Origin of the sequence: uncultured Intestinimonas sp., from assembly GCF_944387725.1 — a bacterium.
Classification (GTDB): Bacteria; Bacillota; Clostridia; order Oscillospirales; family Oscillospiraceae; genus Intestinimonas.
The window spans coordinates 1-14,330 of sequence record NZ_CALXGA010000055.1 but is presented as its reverse complement, the minus strand read 5'-3'; the positions used below and the strand labels follow the sequence as shown (position 1 = coordinate 14,330).

The following is a 14,330-nucleotide window of genomic DNA, read 5'->3' as shown; positions in this document are numbered from 1 at the left end:
CCTGCGAAAAAATTGCTTGCCAGCGGCCCAAAACCCCTCGCTGCCGGACACATCGCCAATTTTCAAACAAGCCCTAGCTCCAACGCCTTCTGCTGCAAGGAGTTGCAATTCGCTGATGCAAAGGGATAACCATAAAGAAAAATTGATCCGAAAGATGATTGGGTTTTACGGCGGGGCCCCCATGACGCCAACCATTTTCTGAAAGTTTACGCCTATGCGGAGATTATCGGGAGGCTGGAGTACGCACACATCCTTCACGACATCGCCTGCCCCCTCTGCCGCCGGAAGTATGGCGATACGGACGGCAGGCATCAGGAGGCGGAGATCCAGGGGCTGCTGCTGCCCTTCCTGGCGGAATTCGACCTGCCGGAGGAGACGGTGCGGCGGGTGGTCTTTCTGCTCACCCACCACCATGCCTGCACGGACGTGGACGGGCCGGACTGCCAGATCCTGCTGGAGGCGGACTTTCTGGTCAACGCGGAGGAGTCCGGCTATCGCCGGGCCGCCATTCAGCAGTTCCGGGACCGGGTCTTCCAAACGGCCTCCGGGAAGCGCCTGCTGTCGATGCTCTCCCCGTAAGCACCTGGCGGAGCCGCTTCGTTGGAGCCCGGGCGCTGCGGCCTGCGGGTTTTCCACTCTTTCCGCAGGGGATACGTCCCAAACGCAGCCGGTGGCCCGCCGGAAGGGGCGTTTTTTCTGCCCCGGAGGGGGAGCCCCCTTTACAGGATGGGCCGGCTTCGATATAATAATGTCTACCGCAGGAAGCGCAAGGTTTTTTTGACTGTTTCGGCCAAAAACCCTGCTCCGGAACAAAACCGATGGGCCTTGAAAGCCTGTGCGTTCAAGGCTCGCGGCTTTGTTCCGCACGCATGATAATCATAAACGCTGCGCACCCGTCCCGGAATGGAGCCGCCCGAAGGCCCCGGCTTTCGGCCCCGCAGTCCCCTGCCCCGGGCGGGAAAATCACGCCGTCTTCCTCTGCTGCGTCCGGGGAGGGCGGGAGAAGGGACGGCCTGGAGAGGGATGGTGGAAAACTTTCTGGTGGTGGCCGGACAGGTGGCCACCTTATTTTTGCTGATTGGGGTGGGATATATCCTGGCCCGGCTGGGGGTGCTCACCCCGGAGGGGACCTCCCAGATGTCCACCCTGGTCCTCTATATGGTCACCCCCTGCATCATGACGCGTTCTTTTGAGACGCCCCGGGCGCCGGGCATGGTGGAGACGCTTAGCATCTTCCTGGGGGCCTACGCCCTGTGTACCCTGCTGGGGATTCTGCTCGCCCAGCTCTGCTTCCGGCGGGAGCCCCTGGACCAGCGGGGGCCCCTCCGCTTTGGGGCGGCCTACGGCAACAACGGCTTCATGGGCCTGCCCCTGGTGATAGCCGTGCTGGGCAGCGAGGCCGCCATCTTCGGCGCGGTGTCGGCCACGGCCTTCAACCTTTTCCTGTGGACCCAGGGCCTCCGCACCATGGGGGGAACGATCACCCCCCGCTCCGCTCTGGTCAACCCCGCCACTGTGGGGACGGTGATCGGCCTGACCCTCTTCCTCACCGGGTGGCGGCCCCCAGAGCCGGTGAACAACGCCATCAGCGCTTTGGCCGACCTCAACACCCCCCTGCCCATGATTATCCTGGGGGCCCAGATGGCCAGGGCCGACCTCCGCGCCGCCCTGGCCGACCGGCGTATCTGGCTGGTGGCGGCAGTGCGGCTGCTGGCGGCCCCCCTCATCGCCATGGTGGTCCTCCTCCCCCTGCGGCTGGAGCCCATGTCCTACTGTGCCTGCGTGGTACTCTGCGCGGTGCCCCCTGCCGGGGCCACCTCCATGATGGCCCAGCGGTTCGGCCGGGACGCCGCCCTGGCCGCTGAGAGCATCAGCGCCGTCACGCTCCTGTCCCTGCTCACCCTGCCCCTCTTCGCCACGGTGGCCCTGCAGCTCTCCGGGCTGGGGTGAACCGCATCGCGCCCCACTGCGGCCCGATGCAAAACATACACAGAGGAGGGACCACTGTGTCCGCCAGAGAGGAATTCATCGAGATCTATACCGCCAACATCCACCGGGAGGGGGCCGACGCCCTGCTGGACTACTTAGAGCACAAGTCAGACTTCTTCACCGCCCCCGCCTCGGCCCGGTACCACGGGGCTTACGAGGGTGGGCTGTGCCAGCACAGCGTCAACGTCTACCGCTGCCTTGCCGCCTACCTGGAGCGGGAGCGGGTCCGGGAGGACTACGGCCTGGAGGTCCCGGAGGAGTCGGCGGCCATCGCGGCCCTCCTCCACGACCTGTGCAAGGCCGGCTGCTACCGGGCGGGGACCCGGAACGTCAAGGGCCCCGACGGCAAGTGGACGGCGGTGCCCACCTACTACTACGAGGACCCCCTCCCCTACGGCCACGGGGAGAAGTCGGTCTACATCATCTCCGGCTTCATGCGGCTCAAGCGGGAGGAGGCCATGGCCATCCGCTGGCACATGGGCTTCTCCGGCCAGGAGGACAAGCGCCAGGTGGGCCAGGCTCTCCAGCAGTATCCCCTGGCCTTTGCCCTCAGTGTGGCCGACATGGAGGCCACCTATTTTCTGGAAGGGGAGGACGGCGCCCGCTGAGACCGCCCTCTGGAAGGAAGGAATGGAAGCCATGCGCGAAAAACGGCAGAACGACCTGGGCAGGGACCCGGTAGGGCCTCTGCTGGTGCGGCTGGCGGTGCCCACAGTCACCGCCCAGCTGGTCAACGCCCTCTACAACATTGTGGACCGCATGTACATCGGCCGCATGGAAGGGGTGGGGGACCTGGCCCTCACCGGCCTGGGGGTGTGCTTTCCCGTCATCATGTTCGTCTCGGCCATTGCGGCCCTGGTGGGCGTGGGAGGCGGCTCCCGGGCGGCGGTCCGCATGGGGGCCGGCCAGGAGGAGGAGGCCAACGCCATTCTGGGGAGCAGCGCCGCCCTTCTGGTGGTGCTGGGGGTGGCGGTCACGGTGCTCTTCCTGGCGATTCAGGAGCCCATGCTCTACCTCTTCGGGGCCACGGAGAACACCATCGGCTACGCCAGGGACTATCTGACCGTCTACCTGGCCGGCTCCATCTTTGTGGAGCTCTCCCTGGGGCTCAACTATTTCATCACCGCCCAGGGCTTTTCCACCGTGGGCATGGCCACGGTGCTCATCGGGGCGGTGGTGAACATCGTCCTGGACCCCATCTTCATCTTCACCTTCGACATGGGGGTCACGGGGGCGGCTCTGGCCACCATCACCGCCCAGGGGGTCTCCGCTGTGTGGGTGGTGTGCTTCCTGATGGGCCGCCGCACCAGGCTCCGGCTCCAGCGGCGCTTTGCCCGGCTGGACTGGCAGGTCCTCGCCCCGGTGCTGGCCCTGGGGGTCTCCCCCTTCATCATGCAGTCCACCGAGAGCCTGGTGAACATTGCCTTCAACGCCTCTCTGAAGACCTACGGCGGGGACCCGGCGGTGGGGGCCATGACCATCTGCTCGAGCATCATGCAGGTATTCTATCTGCTCTTCCAGGGCATTGGCCAGGGGGCACAGCCCATCATCGGCTACAACTACGGCTCCGGGCAGCTGGACCGGGTGCGGAAGGCCTTCCGGCTGACCTTTTTGTGGGCCTTCGCCTTCAGCACCGCTGTGTGCGCGGCCATCGAGCTCTTCCCCCTCCATTTCGTGACCATCTTTAACGATGAGCCCGCCCTGGTGGGGATCGCCGTCTGGACCCTGCGGGTCTATGCCGCCGGCATGTTCATGCTGGGCATTCAGAATGCCTGCCAGCAGACCTTCGTGGCCCTGGGCCAGGCCAAGATCTCCCTCTTTCTGGCCCTTCTGCGGAAGGTCATCCTCCTCATTCCCCTGATCTTCCTGCTGCCCAGCTTCTTCTCCGACCGGGTGCTGGCCGTCTTCCTGGCCGAGCCGGCGGCTGATATCACCGCCGCCCTGGTCACCGGCGGCGTCTTCCTCTGGCGCTTCCCCAAAATTCTGGACCAGCGGGAGCGCCAGCTCCGGCAGGAGGAGCGGTAGGACCCAGGCGTGTCAGCGCCAAAACAGGCGCCTATTTCCCCCATACCAGGGTGAGGGCCTTGTGGAGGTTTTCGATTTTAGCCGTCTCCGGGGCGCCGCCATACTCCCCGTCCAGGGTCCAGGGGATGGGGTCCTGGGCGGTGATGGTGAGACGGCTGGTGTGGAATGCCTCCACCCGGCCGCTGGCGCCGGTGGACTGCCGTGCCAGAGCCAGGAGGGTCTCCTGAAAGTCGGCCAGGCTCCGGGGCTGGCGGATGAGCACAACCTCAAAGACACCGTCGTTCAGGGAGATCTGGCTGGGGGGGAAGATCTTGAAGCCCCCCACCGAGCTGGTGTTGGTTACCATGCCGTAGAGGAAGTCCCCCTCCAGCTCGCCGCCGTCGTACACCGCCTTCAGGTGGTGGGACCGCCCCAGGTCCCCCAGCTTGGTGGCCCCCTCCAGCACATAGGCCAGGTGGCCGAAGGCGCTCTTGAAGTGCTGGGGGGTGCCGTAGCTCACGTCGGTAAAGATGCCGAAGGCCGCCACATAGACAAAGGTTCGCTCATTGAAGCGGCCCATGTCGCAGGGTCGGGGGACCCCCGCCGCCGCAGTGGCTGCGGCATTCTCCACGCCCCGGGGCAGGCCCAGGTTTTTGGAGAAGTCGTTGGTGGTGCCCGCCGGGATGTAGCCCAGGACCGGGGGCTGGTCCATGGTCAGCAGGCCGGAGACCGTCTCGCTGAGCGTGCCGTCTCCGCCGCAGCAGACCACCCGGTCATACCACCAGCCCTGCTGGGCCGCCACATGGGCGGCGTCCTCCTTGCCCTGGGTGGGCCAGACCGTCACCAAATATCCCGCCTTGGTGAAGAGGTCGGCCACAGCGGCCAGGTGATTTTTGATGATGCCCCTTCCCGCCTGGGGGTTGTAGATAAAGAGCAGGCGTTTCATAGCTGTCCCTCCGTGCTGTAAACTCTGTCAAGACGATATTAAACAAGGCTTCCCGGAAAAGCAAGCTTTTTTTCGGGATGAGGACGCCAACACAAGGAAGTGGAAACGAACGATGTACCGACGCGCCTTTCGGGCCGCCCTGCCCGCCACCCTCCCGGTGATGATGGGCTACCTCTCCATCGGCATTGCCTTCGGCCTGATGCTGGAGGCCGCTGGCTACAATGTCATTTGGGCCTTTTTCATGTCCCTCACCATCTACGCCGGCTCCGGCCAGTACATGGGGGTGGAGCTCCTGCGGAACGGGGCCGCCCTCACCAGTGTGGCGGTGCTCACCCTGATTCTGAACTTCCGGCATCTGGTCTACGGCCTGAGTATGCTGGAGAAGTTCCTGGGCATGGGCTGGAAGAAGCTCTACATGATCTTCTCCCTCACCGATGAGACCTACGCCCTCCTGGCTTCCGCCCGAGTGCCCGAGCGGGTGGACCCCCACGCCTACTACTTTGCCATCGCCGTGCTGGACCACGGCTACTGGATTTTGGGCTCGGTGATCGGCGGCGCGGCGGGGGCCCTCCTCCAGTTTGACACCACCGGCATTGATTTCGCTATGACCGCCCTCTTCCTGGTCATCGCCGTGGAGCAGTGGGAGAGCTACCCCTCCCACCTGCCCGCCCTGCTGGGCTGCGGCATTACGGTGGCCGCTCTGGTGCTGCTGGGGGCGGAGGCCATGCTCATTCCCGCCCTGTGCGTCATCATTTTGGCTCTGCTCCTCCTCCGGGTCCGACTGGACCGGCAGGAGGAGGCAGACGGAAAGGAAGCGGTCTGATATGTCCCTCACCACCGGACAGGCTGTGGCCTCCATCGCCGTCATGGCCGGCGTCACCTTCCTCACCCGGGTGCTGCCCTTCCTCCTCTTCGGACGGGGGAGCCAGCCGCCCAAGGCGATCCTCTACCTGGGCCGGGTCCTGCCCCCCGCCGTCATCGCCATGCTCATCGTCTACTGCCTGCGGAATGTGCAGTTCGCCCTTGGCCCCGACCTGGCCGCCCTGGCTGGGTGGGCCCCGCCGCTCCTCTCCGCCGTGGCCGTGGTGGCCCTCCACCTCTGGAAGCACAACAACCTCCTGTCCATCTTCGGCGGGACGGCGCTCTACATGGTGCTGGTCCAGGCGGTCTTTGTGTGATAGAGAGACACGATCCATGGCCAGGAATCAAATTGAAGTTTTTTTGCGGGAAATGAAACGGCTCCATTGGCTTGGACATGGGCGTCCCATATTTCCCGCCTGAAACAGCTGGCAGGCGGCGCCCATCGGCACATCAGAGTGAAAGCAGAATATCGAACCGCACAGGCGGCGTTTCCTGCTTCCGACATGGGAGAACAGGACCGCCGCAGGAGGGAGCGCCATGAAGCGATATGCCAGGCTCAAGGGAAAAATGCTGCTGCTGGTGGTGCTGGGGACCCTGCTGGCCCTGGCCGCAGCCCTGGCCCTGTGGGAGACGGTGGTGGACGGCCTCCTCCAGGACGCCTTCGCCCGGGGCGTGCTGTGGGCCTGCCAGAGCCTCTTCGGCTATGACGAGGCCGGGGCCCAGGCGTTTTACCAGACCGTCTTTCGGAACCACAAGGAGGCCTGGCTGGCTCTTCTGACGGTGCTGCTGATGCTGGGGGCCTTTTACCTGGCCCTTGGGCGGTTCACCCGCTGGCTGGACCAGATCGCCGCCGCCGTGGGGCAGGTCATGGCCGAGACCGGAGAGCCGGTCTCCCTCCCCCGGGAGCTTCGGCCCCTGGAGGAGGACCTGCGGACCCTCCAGCACACCCTGGAGGCCCGGGAAGCCCAGGCCCGTGAGGCCAAGCAGCGCCGGCAGGATTTGGTGGCCTTCCTGGCCCATGACCTCAAAACCCCCCTGACCTCCGTGCTGGGCTACTTAAACCTCCTCCACGACGAGCCCGCCCTGCCCGAGGAACAGCGGCGCAAGTACACCGACGTTGCCCTGGACAAGGCAAACCGCCTGGAGGAGCTGGTCAGCGAGTTCTTTGACATCACCCGGATGGACCTGGGCGCTCCGGGTGAGGGCGGGGAGCCCATCCAGCTCTCCCTTCTGCTGGAACAGCTCGCCGATGAATTCTATCCCGCCTTTGCCGAAAAGGGCCTCACCTGCCGCACCGACATCACCCCCCGGCTGGTGGTCTGGGGAGAGGCGGACAAGCTGGTCCGGGTTTTTGAAAACGTCCTCCGCAACGCCGTGAGCTACAGCACCCCCGGCGGCGCAGTAGAGCTGGAAGCCCGCGCCCGGGGACGGGAGGCCGAAATCTCCATCCGCAACGAGGGCCTGGAGATCCCCGAGCAGGAGCTCACCCATATCTTCCAAAAATTCTACCGCCTGGACCAGGCCCGCTCCACCCGCACCGGCGGGGCCGGGCTGGGTCTGGCCATCGCCCGGGAGATCGTGGAGCGCCACGGCGGCGCCATCCGGGCCGAGAGCGACGGCCGGCGGACCGCCTTCCACATCCTCCTCCCCCTGGTCCCTGACCCTGCGGGGCCGGAATACGGCTAAACCGCGCCCCAGCCTCAATCCAGGACCCGGTCCGGGGTCAACGTCCTTTCAGGGAGGGGAGGCGCTTCGGAAAATTTTTTAGCAGAGGCTTGACAACAGCAGTGCATTTGGGTATTCTATTATCAATATCGAGAATTATTATTGTTTAGGAGGGGTTCCCATGTCATTTGAAGCATCCCAAACCAAACAGAACCTGCTGGCCGCCTTCAGCGGGGAGTCCATGGCCCGGAACAAGTACCTCTTCTTTGCCGAAAAGGCCCGGAAGGAGGGGCTCATGGAAATCGCCGATCTCTTCGAGAGCATGGCCAAGAACGAGGGGGTTCACGGCCGGCTGTTCTATGAAAAGGCCATCGGCATCAGCTCCACCGTCGGCAACCTCAAGGACGCCATCCGGGGGGAGTACGGCGAGTGGAGCAGCCTGTATCCCCAATTCGCCCAGACAGCCCGGGAGGAGGGCTATGACGACATTGCGGAGCTCTTCGAGGGCGTGGCCAAGATCGAGCAGGACCACGAGTACCAGTTCATGGCCACGCTGACCCAGCTCCAGAGCAGCCAGCGGGCGGCCTCCGCCGCAGCCTCCGCCGCAGCTCCCGCCCCGGAGCCCCCCAAGCCCCCCAAAACCGTCCAGGCGAAGGGCTACCGCTGCCTCTTCTGCGGCGCTATCTTTGAACAGCGCCCCGACGTGTGCAGCGTCTGCCACGCCATCGGCTCCTTTGAGCCCGTTACCTACCAGAAGCAGGTCTGATGCCAGAAAAAGCCCCCTCCGGGTCCACAGCCTGGAGGGGGCTTTTGTGCGCACAGCTCTATTTCTTTTCGGAGTCCTGCTCCTCCTTCTTCTGGGGCAGGACCACCACCCGGATTTCCAGGACCCGGCGGTGGTCCACCTCGGTAACGGTGACGTCCAAATCCTCGTAGACGAAGTGGTCGCCCACCTCGGGGACCCGGCCCACCTCCTCCATGACCCAGCCGGAGACGGTGTTGGAGTCGCTCTCCCCCTTCAGGGAGAAGAGGTCGTAGAGGTCGGTGAGGTTGGCGTTGCAGGAGATGAGGTAGCTGCCGTCGGCCTGCTTGCGGAACTCCTCAATGACCTCGTCATGCTCGTCCCAGATCTCTCCCACCAGCTCCTCCACGATGTCCTCCAGGGTACACAGGCCCTCGGTGCCGCCGTACTCGTCCACCACGATGACCATGTGGGCCTTGGCCTTCTGGAGAATCCGCAGCAGATCGGAAATCTTGGTGGTGGCGGTGGTGTAGAGGATGTTGGAGACCAGGGCGGAGACGTCGTTCTGGCCGTGGTAGCGGGCGGCGTGGAAGTCCTTCTCGTGGATGACCCCCACAATGTTGTCGATGTCCTCGTGGTAGACCGGCAGCCGGGAGTAGCCGCTCTCGGCGAAGACCCTGGCGATCTCGTCCATGGTGTCGGTGTCCTCCACCGCCACGATGTCCACTCGGGGGGTGAGAATCTCCTCCACCTCCAGATCGCCGAACTCAATGGCCGATCGGATGAGCGCACTCTCCTCCTGGTCCAGGCCGCCCTCGTTCTCGGCCTGGTCCACCATGGTGATGAGCTCCTCTTCGGTGATGCCCGCATCGGGGCTGTGGCGGAAGAGGTGGCTGATGAGCCGCTTCCACTGGGCGAAAATAAAGTTCAGCGGCCCCAGAACCGCCAGGAAAATCCGCAGGATGGGGGCCGAAAACATGGCGAAGGACTCGGCGTGCTCCTTGGCCAGGCTCTTGGGGGAGATCTCCCCGAAGATCAGAATGACGGCGGTGAGCACAATGGTGGACACCAGGGGGCCGTAGGCGTCCCCCACATGCTTGGTGAAGAGGACAGTGCCCAGGGTGGAGGCCGAGATGTTCACAATGTTGTTGCCGATGAGAATGGTGGACAGGAAGCGGTCATAGTCCTCCGACAGCCGCAGGGCCATGGCGGCCCGGCGGTCGCCCCCCTCCGCCCGGCTGCGCATACGAATGCGGTTGAGGGAGGTGAAGGCCGTCTCCGTGGCGGAGAAGTAGGCGGAAAAGGCCACCAGAACGGCCAGGGCGGCAATCATCAAAATACTTTGGGGGTCCATAAGGACAGATCAACTCCACTTTCTCTGAAAGATTTGGGGCCGGAGGACTTCGGATTTTATGTGCGAAAGGACAGCCCTAGGCCTGTCAGGCTAAGGCTGTCCTCTTTTTCCGAAGGATGTAAAAACTGGGCGGAGGCTGGTCCACGGGGACTCACCGACCCCTTTCAAAAGTTTATTCCTTGAAAGTATATCAGAAATGCGCCGATCCCGCAAGGGGGAAATTCCAGCCGGCGGCGGATCCGGTCCCCGGTCCGGCGGAAAAGGCCCCCGCCCGGCCCTTGGCGGGACCGGGCGGGGGTTGTTTGATCGGGTAACGGGTCCTCAGACGCCTCCATACAGGCGGGTCAGGAAGCGGGGCGGACCAGGACCTCCTGGGTGGAGCCCAGCAGGATGGAGTACTCAGAGGGGCGCAGCTCGCCGGTGTTCTCGTCGCGGCCCTGGAGCACGAAGCGGGCGTCTGGGTCGCCGATGGCGGCGGCGGCCTCAGTGGAGCCCTGCCAGATGGGATCGCTGGTGCTGCGGTAGCGGTTGAAGATGACGCCCAGGACGGTGTCTCCGGACTCCATCCAGTCGGTCATCATGTTCCAGTCTCCGGAGCTGTCGCCGAAGACCATCAGGGGGCCGGCGCCGTTATACTGAGGGGCGATGAAGTTGGTGATGATGGTGCTCTTGCCCTCGCCCTGGGTCTGGGCATACATGCCCTCGCCGCCCCAGTCGTAGTTGTACTCGTTGATGTAGCGGCCATCGGCCCCCAGCTTGTTGCGCATGGCGAAGACGTTCTCCTCGGGGACGCCGTAGCCCATGCACGCGTTGGCGGCCAGGATGGTGTCGATGGGGGAGGCGGAGACGATGTAGACGTCGATGCCGTTGGCCATCAGGGTGTGGTAGAGGTCAAGGAGCTCGTCGGTGAAGGTCAGGCCGGTGGTGTAGGAGGTGCTGACAATGCCGGTCTCACCGGGCAGCTCCAGGGGGGAGGTCAGAGTCTCGGAGGCGTAGCGGCCATAGGCGGCCCAGTACTGGTGGGAGGCGGTGGCCAGCTCCTGCACCTCGGCAGGGGTCATGCCGGTGAAGAGGTAGGTGACCCAGGGGTAGGAGACGGCATGGTCAAAGTAGTCGCCCAGGTTGTTGTACATGAAGCGCAGCTTGGCCTCGAAGTCCTGATACTCGTTGGAGGCGTGGATGTAGTCCAGGTCGTGGCTGCCGTTCATCCCCTCATAGTTGTTGTAAATCCAGGTGTAGTCGGAGACCAGGTCGGCCACCAGGGTGGCGGGGGTGATGGCCTTCCCGTCCAGGCTGACGCCCATGGAGAGGTTCAGGTCGGGAATGCCGGTCTCCAGCACGGCTGCCATCTCTCCGGGTTCAATGGCGAAGACCAGATTCTCAATCTGGTACATCAGCAGGGCCTCCTGCACATCGAAGATAACGGAGGTGTTGTCGAAGTCGAAGACCACATACTTGCCCTGGTTGGCATTCTCGTCGATGACAGCCTGGATGCGCGCCCGGGTGGCGGGGGCCCAGTTGCCAGTGATGAGCTGGGTCTCGTCGGGCTTGTAGTGGGCGGTGGTGTCAATGGCGGCGGTGTCGGTGGCGGCGTCCCAGGTCAGGCCCACATCCAGATTGGAGGCGAAGTCCCGGAGGCTGAAGTAGTTGTTGCCGTTGTTGATGTTGTAGGCATCCACGGAGACGGCCTGTCCGTCCACGGTCACCCGGGTGGTGGCGGGAACGACGGACGAGGCGGCGAAGGCGGTGGACATCCCCACGCCCAGGGCAAAGGTCAGGCCCAGTGCCAGCAGCTTGCTGATCTTGCGATTTTTCATAGACATTTCCTCCTAACATACTCAATAGAATGGGTTTTTCGCCCGCTGGAGCATGTGTAGTCCCGGCATTCCTCCTTCCCGGTAAAGGCAGTTTGATGATACCACGAGCACCTGTGCGATTCAATGGCGGATGTGATTTTCTCCTATCTCGCCAGATTTTGCATTTTCTTTTTGTATATTTTACACAATCTTTACACGGAAAATATTTGGATGTTCGCCCATTCCCTGGGAGGGTGCTCACACCCCTCCGCCGGTGGGGAGAGGCATAGGGGCCGTCTGTGCTCAAAAAAAGGACCGGCCTCCAAGCCGGTCCTTGGGTCTTGTGCTCACATTTTTTCTGGGGCGCTGACTCCCAGCAGGTCCAGGCCCTGGGCGATGACCGCCCGGGTGGTATCGGCCAGCTTCAGCCGGGCGTCCCGGAGGGCGGCGTCCTCCACCATACAGCGGCAGGTGTTGTAGAAGCGGTGGAAGTGCCCCGCCAGGTCCACCAGATAGCGGTTGATGCGGGAGGGGTCATAGTCCCGGGCGGCCAGGCGGACCTCCTCGGGGAGCTCGGAGAGGGCCTTCAGAAGAGCCTTCTCCTCGGGCTGGGCCAGCAGGGAGGGGTTCACCACCCCGGCGGCGGGGACCGTGATCCCCTCTTCGGCCATCTTCCGCACCATGGAGCAGATGCGGGCGTGGGCATACTGGACATAGTACACCGGGTTGTCGGCGTCCTCCCGGACAGCCAGGTCCAGATCGAAGTCCAGGGGAGAGGTGGAGGTCCGGGAGTTGAAGAAGTACCGGGCGGCGTCCACGCTGATCTCGTCCAGGAGGTCGTGAAGGGCGATGGCCTTTCCGGAGCGCTTGGACATCCTCACCGGCTTGCCGTCCTGGAGGAGGTTCACCAGCTGCATGAGCACCACCACCAGCCGGTGGGAGCCGTCCAGACCCAGGCCGTCCAGGGCGGCCTGGAGCCGGGCCACATGGCCGTGGTGGTCGGCCCCCCAGATATTGACGGCCTTGTCAAAGCCCCGCTTTTCCAGCTTGTTGCGGTGGTAGGCGATATCGGCGGCGAAGTAGGTATAAAAGCCGTTGGCCCGGCGGAGGACGTCGTCCTTCAGGTCCAGCTTGTCCACCTGCTCCTGGGTCTTGCCCTCGGAGAGGTACTTCTGCTTCAGCAGCTCGGTGGTGTTGAGCCAGAGAGCCCCTTCCTTCTTGTAGGTCCAGCCCTTGCCGGCCAGGAGATCCACAGTCTCGGCCACATAGCCGCTCTCGTGGAGGGTGGACTCAAAGAACCACTCGTCGTACTCGATGTGATAGCGGCGCAGGTCCTCCTTCATCTTGGGCACGTTTACCGACAGACCGAACCGAGCCATGGCCGCCTGGCGCTCCTCCTCCGGCTTGTTCAGCCAACCGTCCCCCTCCTGGGCCCGGAAGGCGGCGGCCAGCTCCCGGATATCGTCGCCGTGGTAGCCGTCCTCGGGAAAGGGGAAGTTCTCCTCCCCCAGCAGGAGCTGGTGGTACCGGGCGTCAATGGACACGGCGAACTTGTGGATTTGGTTGCCGGCGTCGTTGACGTAGAACTCCTTCCAGGTGTCGTATCCCGCCATGTGGAGGACATTGGCCAGGGTGTCCCCCAGCACGCCCCCTCGGGCGTTGCCCATGTGCATGGGGCCGGTGGGGTTGGCGGAGACGAACTCCACCATGACCCGCTCGCCGCAGCCCACGTCGCTGCCGCCGTAGCCTCTGCCCTCGGCCTCCACCGCAGCCATGACCTGGCCGTACCATTTGGGTCCCAAGGTGAAATTGAGGAAGCCGGGGCCGGCAATCTCAGCCTTCTGGAAGAAGGAGCCCCCCAGCTCCAGGCGTTCACAGACGGCCTGGGCGATGGTTCGGGGAGGCAGGCGCATGGCCCGGGCTCCGGCCATGGCGAAGGAGGAGGCGTAGTCCCCATGGGAGACGTCCTTGGGAATCTCCACCGTGGCGGAGACCTCCACCCCGCCGGGGAGCACGCCCTGCGCCGCGGCCTTCTCGTAGGCCCGCTGGGTGAGGGCCGCCGCCTCTTCCTTGGCGGCCTGGATGAGATTTGACATGTTCCTCATTCACCTTTCTTTTTGTTGTGTGGGGGCGCCCCCACCCTCCGGGGCAAGGGTCCCCCTTGAGGGTCCGGCGTCCCGCCGGAAAGGGCCCCGGCATCCTGCCGGTGGGCCGCCTGCCCGGCGGGAGCCGCAACCCCCAGGAGGGCGGAGCCCTCTAACAGGACAGCCCAGCCTCCTGAAGGGGACTGCCGCTGCGGGGCGGCTCTCCCTTCTCCCGGACGTCGATGTGGAAGATGTTCTCCCCCGCCACGGCGTGGTCAATCTCGATGGCGTAGTCCACCTCGATCTCGCCGCCGCGCTCGTCCAGGGCGGTCCGCAGCCTCCGGGTGTTGACGCCGATGGACAGGGCCCCGTAAGGGGTATCGTACATGGAGAAATGCCTCCGGCCCGGCTGAAAGACCATCTGGCTGTTGACAACCCCCATACGCAGAAGGGTGACGCAGTCCGGCTCCACCTGGAAGGTGGTGAGGGTCCCCTCCAGTCCGGTGAGCTCGCTCTCCTGATAGGTGAGAGTGTAGCCCTCATCGCCGCAGTCCATCAGCCGGCCCTCGGTGACCAGCTCGATGACCTCCGGCGGGTCGTCGTTCAGGGACTGGACGCCCCTGATGGAGATAATAACGCTTTTATCCATTGGGTAGAAACCTCGATTTCAAGTGTTCCGCGCGGTTTAAGCCGAGACATTATATAATAGATGGGCCGCCTTGTAAAGAGGGTTTCCCACTGCGGCAGCGGCGGGCTTGTAGGACTACAATAGATCTTGGACAGAGGAAGAAAAAGGATGAAGGATAAGGCCTCATCGGTTATAGTTGAGTTACCACACACCAACTGTACGAGAGGAGACCATATCCTTCATGAGCAAGAGTATAACACA

The 14,330-nt window shown here is 63.9% G+C and carries 13 protein-coding genes; 8 read left to right on the top strand and 5 right to left on the bottom strand.

Annotated features, from left to right (window positions below; all coding sequences use genetic code 11):
* The first annotated feature begins 387 nt into the window (after nt 1-387).
* From Q0K09_RS08285 to Q0K09_RS08270, 4 genes are all read left to right on the top strand, one after another.
* Nucleotides 388-579: a hypothetical protein gene (locus tag Q0K09_RS08285; RefSeq protein WP_294475189.1), complete on the top strand. Its 192-nt coding sequence runs from the start codon at nt 388-390 to the stop codon at nt 577-579.
* A gap of 447 nt (nt 580-1,026) precedes the next feature.
* Nucleotides 1,027-1,950, top strand: coding sequence for an AEC family transporter (locus Q0K09_RS08280; RefSeq protein ID WP_365931883.1), 924 nt, complete (start codon nt 1,027-1,029; stop codon nt 1,948-1,950).
* Between the two features lie 56 nt (nt 1,951-2,006).
* Nucleotides 2,007-2,597, top strand: a complete 591-nt coding sequence (locus Q0K09_RS08275; RefSeq protein ID WP_294475185.1) for an HD domain-containing protein — start codon at nt 2,007-2,009, stop codon at nt 2,595-2,597.
* Nucleotides 2,598-2,628: 31 nt separating this feature from the next.
* Nucleotides 2,629-4,014 (top strand): MATE family efflux transporter, encoded by a 1,386-nt coding sequence (locus tag Q0K09_RS08270; protein WP_294475183.1) that lies wholly within the window; start codon nt 2,629-2,631, stop codon nt 4,012-4,014.
* A 31-nt stretch (nt 4,015-4,045) separates the two neighbouring features.
* Here the strand turns inward: Q0K09_RS08270 and Q0K09_RS08265 are convergent, their stop codons facing one another.
* Nucleotides 4,046-4,939 (bottom strand): YegS/Rv2252/BmrU family lipid kinase, encoded by an 894-nt coding sequence (locus Q0K09_RS08265; RefSeq protein WP_294475180.1) that lies wholly within the window; start codon nt 4,937-4,939, stop codon nt 4,046-4,048.
* 112 nt (nt 4,940-5,051) lie between these two features.
* Between Q0K09_RS08265 and Q0K09_RS08260 the strand changes: the two genes are divergently transcribed.
* From Q0K09_RS08260 to Q0K09_RS08245, 4 genes are all read left to right on the top strand, one after another.
* Nucleotides 5,052-5,762, top strand: a complete 711-nt coding sequence (locus Q0K09_RS08260; RefSeq protein WP_294475178.1) for an AzlC family ABC transporter permease — start codon at nt 5,052-5,054, stop codon at nt 5,760-5,762.
* Between the two features lies 1 nt (nt 5,763).
* Nucleotides 5,764-6,117, top strand: a complete 354-nt coding sequence (locus Q0K09_RS08255) for an AzlD domain-containing protein (RefSeq protein WP_294475176.1) — start codon at nt 5,764-5,766, stop codon at nt 6,115-6,117.
* Between the two features lie 220 nt (nt 6,118-6,337).
* Nucleotides 6,338-7,486 carry a HAMP domain-containing sensor histidine kinase gene (locus Q0K09_RS08250; RefSeq protein WP_294475173.1) on the top strand — a complete coding sequence of 383 codons (1,149 nt, stop codon included), beginning with the start codon at nt 6,338-6,340 and terminating at the stop codon, nt 7,484-7,486.
* Between the two features lie 160 nt (nt 7,487-7,646).
* A complete protein-coding gene (locus tag Q0K09_RS08245) occupies nt 7,647-8,231 on the top strand; it encodes a rubrerythrin family protein (RefSeq protein WP_294475171.1) in 585 nt (194 codons plus the stop codon).
* A 58-nt stretch (nt 8,232-8,289) separates the two neighbouring features.
* Here the strand turns inward: Q0K09_RS08245 and Q0K09_RS08240 are convergent, their stop codons facing one another.
* The 4 genes from Q0K09_RS08240 to Q0K09_RS08225 form a co-directional block, all read right to left on the bottom strand.
* On the bottom strand, nt 8,290-9,561 hold the full coding sequence (locus Q0K09_RS08240) for a hemolysin family protein (RefSeq protein WP_294475169.1): 1,272 nt from the start codon (nt 9,559-9,561) through the stop codon (nt 8,290-8,292).
* A gap of 344 nt (nt 9,562-9,905) precedes the next feature.
* Nucleotides 9,906-11,378 carry a haloacid dehalogenase-like hydrolase gene (locus tag Q0K09_RS08235; RefSeq protein ID WP_294475168.1) on the bottom strand — a complete coding sequence of 491 codons (1,473 nt, stop codon included), beginning with the start codon at nt 11,376-11,378 and terminating at the stop codon, nt 9,906-9,908.
* 326 nt (nt 11,379-11,704) lie between these two features.
* Nucleotides 11,705-13,453 carry an arginine--tRNA ligase gene (argS, locus tag Q0K09_RS08230; protein ID WP_294475166.1) on the bottom strand — a complete coding sequence of 583 codons (1,749 nt, stop codon included), beginning with the start codon at nt 13,451-13,453 and terminating at the stop codon, nt 11,705-11,707.
* Between the two features lie 160 nt (nt 13,454-13,613).
* Nucleotides 13,614-14,090, bottom strand: a complete 477-nt coding sequence (locus Q0K09_RS08225; RefSeq protein WP_294475164.1) for a DUF1934 domain-containing protein — start codon at nt 14,088-14,090, stop codon at nt 13,614-13,616.
* Nucleotides 14,091-14,330: the final 240 nt, after the last annotated feature.

Excerpts from the sequence above, each read along its gene's own strand:
- Q0K09_RS08255 (WP_294475176.1), top strand. The coding sequence starts at position 5,764 with ATGTCCCTCACCACCGGACAGGCTGTGGCCTCCATCGCCGTCATGGCC.
- Q0K09_RS08245 (WP_294475171.1), top strand. The coding sequence starts at position 7,647 with ATGTCATTTGAAGCATCCCAAACCAAACAGAACCTGCTGGCCGCCTTC.
- Q0K09_RS08225 (WP_294475164.1), bottom strand. The coding sequence starts at position 14,090 with ATGGATAAAAGCGTTATTATCTCCATCAGGGGCGTCCAGTCCCTGAAC.
- Q0K09_RS08235 (WP_294475168.1), bottom strand. The coding sequence starts at position 11,378 with ATGAAAAATCGCAAGATCAGCAAGCTGCTGGCACTGGGCCTGACCTTT.
- Q0K09_RS08270 (WP_294475183.1), top strand. The coding sequence starts at position 2,629 with ATGCGCGAAAAACGGCAGAACGACCTGGGCAGGGACCCGGTAGGGCCT.
- Q0K09_RS08265 (WP_294475180.1), bottom strand. The coding sequence starts at position 4,939 with ATGAAACGCCTGCTCTTTATCTACAACCCCCAGGCGGGAAGGGGCATC.
- Q0K09_RS08250 (WP_294475173.1), top strand. The coding sequence starts at position 6,338 with ATGAAGCGATATGCCAGGCTCAAGGGAAAAATGCTGCTGCTGGTGGTG.
- Q0K09_RS08240 (WP_294475169.1), bottom strand. The coding sequence starts at position 9,561 with ATGGACCCCCAAAGTATTTTGATGATTGCCGCCCTGGCCGTTCTGGTG.
- argS (WP_294475166.1), bottom strand. The coding sequence starts at position 13,453 with ATGTCAAATCTCATCCAGGCCGCCAAGGAAGAGGCGGCGGCCCTCACC.
- Q0K09_RS08260 (WP_294475178.1), top strand. The coding sequence starts at position 5,052 with ATGTACCGACGCGCCTTTCGGGCCGCCCTGCCCGCCACCCTCCCGGTG.